The organism is Bacillus sp. C30, from assembly GCF_040838255.1.
Lineage (GTDB): Bacteria > Bacillota > Bacilli > Bacillales > Bacillaceae_G > Bacillus_A > Bacillus_A mycoides.
On sequence record NZ_JBFPJH010000372.1, the window covers coordinates 1 to 2974 of the forward strand.

General features: G+C 35.7%; 4 protein-coding genes. All 4 read right to left on the reverse strand.

The features are described from left to right. Positions 1 to 39: 39 nt before the first annotated feature. Complete coding sequence (locus AB3X49_RS20400) at positions 40 to 684, reverse strand: amino acid ABC transporter permease (RefSeq protein ID WP_002134376.1); 645 nt, start codon at positions 682 to 684, stop codon at positions 40 to 42. Continuing rightward, positions 685 to 1341, reverse strand: a complete 657-nt coding sequence (locus AB3X49_RS20405; protein ID WP_002090963.1) for an amino acid ABC transporter permease — start codon at positions 1339 to 1341, stop codon at positions 685 to 687. Positions 1342 to 1428: 87 nt separating this feature from the next. Continuing rightward, positions 1429 to 2259 carry a glutamine ABC transporter substrate-binding protein GlnH gene (glnH, locus tag AB3X49_RS20410; protein ID WP_002125212.1) on the reverse strand — a complete coding sequence of 277 codons (831 nt, stop codon included), beginning with the start codon at positions 2257 to 2259 and terminating at the stop codon, positions 1429 to 1431. A 12-nt stretch (positions 2260 to 2271) separates the two neighbouring features. Then, positions 2272 to 2974: amino acid ABC transporter ATP-binding protein (locus AB3X49_RS20415; RefSeq protein ID WP_367964381.1), on the reverse strand; the 703-nt coding region annotated here is incomplete at its 5' end.

Here is a 2974-nt window from a genome sequence, read left to right on the forward strand (position 1 = left end):
GATTTATAAGGAAAAAACTCTTACATTTTTTTGTAAGAGTTAACGTATTTCTAATCTTCTAGATAAAATTGATAAACCGTAGTTTACAACAAAATACATACAGGCTGCTAGTATAAATGTCGGAATCATATAATTTACATTCTGCCCGCTAATAATTTGAGCATTATGCATAAGCTCTGGCAATGATATAACAACCGCTAATGACGTATCTTTTAACAATGAAATAAATTGACTAACAAGCGGGGGGACCATTCTTCTTAATGCTTGCGGCAAAATAATATGCCAAAGCGCTTGCACATACGTTAATCCAGAAGACCTTGCAGCCTCAATCTGCCCTTTTTCGATAGATAATAGACCGCTTCGAACAATTTCAGATATCATTGCCGCTTCAAATATTGTTAAAGCAACAATTGCAGCTGTTATAATTTCTAACTTCAATCCCGCTTCCGGAAGTGCAAAATACGTAAAAAATATAATTAAAAGTAGCGGTAAATTTCGAATGACTTCCACGATAAAGCCTAATATTTGTGAGACGACAGGTATTTTCGTATAGCGCAATATTCCTATTACACTACCAATAATAAAGCTAAGTACAATTGCTATGAGCGCTACCTCTAACGTTATGAGTAATCCTTTTAATAAAAAGAGGATATGATCACCTGTTATCGCTCCTTTAAAATCCATTTATACCGCCTCCTTTGCCAAGCGTTTTTCTAAATAACGCACTAGCATACTTAGCGGAATTGTTAATACTAAATAAAACATCCCGACAAATATATATACATCAAACGTAACGAACGTCTTCGTTGAAATTAAGTCTCCTTGATACATTAAATCCGTTCCAGCAATAATTCCGAGTATTGAAGAGTTTTTTACTAAATTGAGAAATTGATTTCCTAGAGGAGGAATGACGATTTTCATCGCTTGAGGTAAGACGACATGATACATCGCTTGCGTATAAGTTAATCCTGAAGAACGTGCTGCTTCCATTTGACCTTTCGCGACTGATAAAATACCAGCACGAATTACTTCCGCAATAAAAGCCGCTGTATAAACTGTAAGCGCAACTGTCCCTGCTACAAAACCGTTGAAAGTAATTCCTATTACAGGCAAAGCAAAATAGAAAATGAATGCAATTAATACGAGTGGAATATTTCTAACAAACTCTACATAGGCAGAGCCAATCCAATTCAAAATACGAATAGGTGAAATTCGCATCACTGCCATAACAATTCCTAAAACAAAACTTCCTATTAGTGCAACTACACTAGACATAACCGTATATTTAAATCCTTCTAAATACATATCAATGTTATTCGTTAATATAGAAAAATCAGGCACATATTCTCCCCTCTTTCTTTACAAGAAGAGGATGAGTACTCTCATCCTCTCACTCTTACTATTTATCACGAGAAATAAAGTTTCATTTTACTTCTCTTGTTTTTGACCAATCCATTTTTCATACAATTTATCGTATTCTCCATTCGCTTTCATATCTTTTAATAAACTATTAATCTCTTTCGTTAAATCGTCTGCACCTTTTTGTACTGCAATTCCATACGGTTCATCCGTGAAAATTTTCCCTACAACTTCATAATTAGAATCTTGTTTTGCCATTCCGTAAAGAATCGCATTATCTGTAGTTAAAACATCGCCTTTACCTGCTTTTAACGCTGTAAATGCCTCACTATAATTCTCAAACTCTAATACTGTTGCTTCTGGTGATTTTTGGCGAATGTTATTTGTAGATGTTGATCCTTTTACAGCTAATACTTTAACGCCTTGTTTTATATCATCAATGCTCTTAATATTGCTTCCTTTTTTCACAAGTAACGATTGTCCTGCTTTAAAATATACATCTGAGAAATCTACTTCTTTTTTGCGTTCTTCCGTAATTGTCATTGTCGCAATAATTGCATCAATATCACCATTTTTCAGCATCGGAATACGTGTTTTAGACGTTACTTCTTTCAGCTCTAGTTTCTTTTCATCACCAAGAATTTTTTTCGCAAGTGCCTTCGCGATATCAATATCGAATCCTTCTACTTGCCCTGTTGAAGGGTTTTTCAATCCAAATAAATTCGTATCATTCTTCACTCCAACTACTAACTTCCCGCGCTTCTTAATTTGCTCAACAGCTCCGCCTTGCTTCGTATTCGTTTCTTTCGCCTCGTCTTTTTTCCCCCCGCACCCAGCAACAATAAACACGAATAAACATGAGAATACGATTAGGGTAAACAACTTTTTCATCTTAAGCATGAGATTCCTCCTTTAATGATTTAATACCCGGCCTAAAAATAGACGTGCTCTTTCTTGTTCAGGATTTGCAAAAAATTGTGATGGTGTTGTATCTTCGATAATTTGACCGTCATCCATAAATAAAATTCTATCTGCTACCTCACGTGCAAATCCCATCTCATGTGTGACGACGACCATCGTCATTCCTTCTTTAGCCAGCGCTTTCATAACATCAAGCACCTCTCCGATCATCTCTGGATCAAGAGCGGACGTAGGCTCATCAAATAGCATAATTTTCGGTTGCATCGCGAGCCCTCTAGCAATAGCTACCCTTTGCTGTTGACCTCCGGATAATTGATGAGGATATACACCTGCCTTCTCCGGGATTCCTACTTTCTCTAAATAAACCATCGCTGTTTTTTCTGCTTCTTCTTTTGAAGTTTTATTTACTTTAATTGGTGCTAGTGTAATATTTTGCAGAACTGTTTTATGTGGGTATAAGTAAAAATGCTGGAAGACCATACCAATATTTCGGCGTAATTCATTCATATCTGTTTTTTTATTGTGTACATCTGTATTTTGTACGATTAACTCTCCATCAGTAATCGCCTCTAACTGATTTATACACCGAAGCAATGTACTTTTTCCTGATCCTGAAGGACCAACAACTACTACCACTTCACCTTTTTTCACTTGCACATTAATATTTTTCAAAACTTGGAAGTTACCATAATAT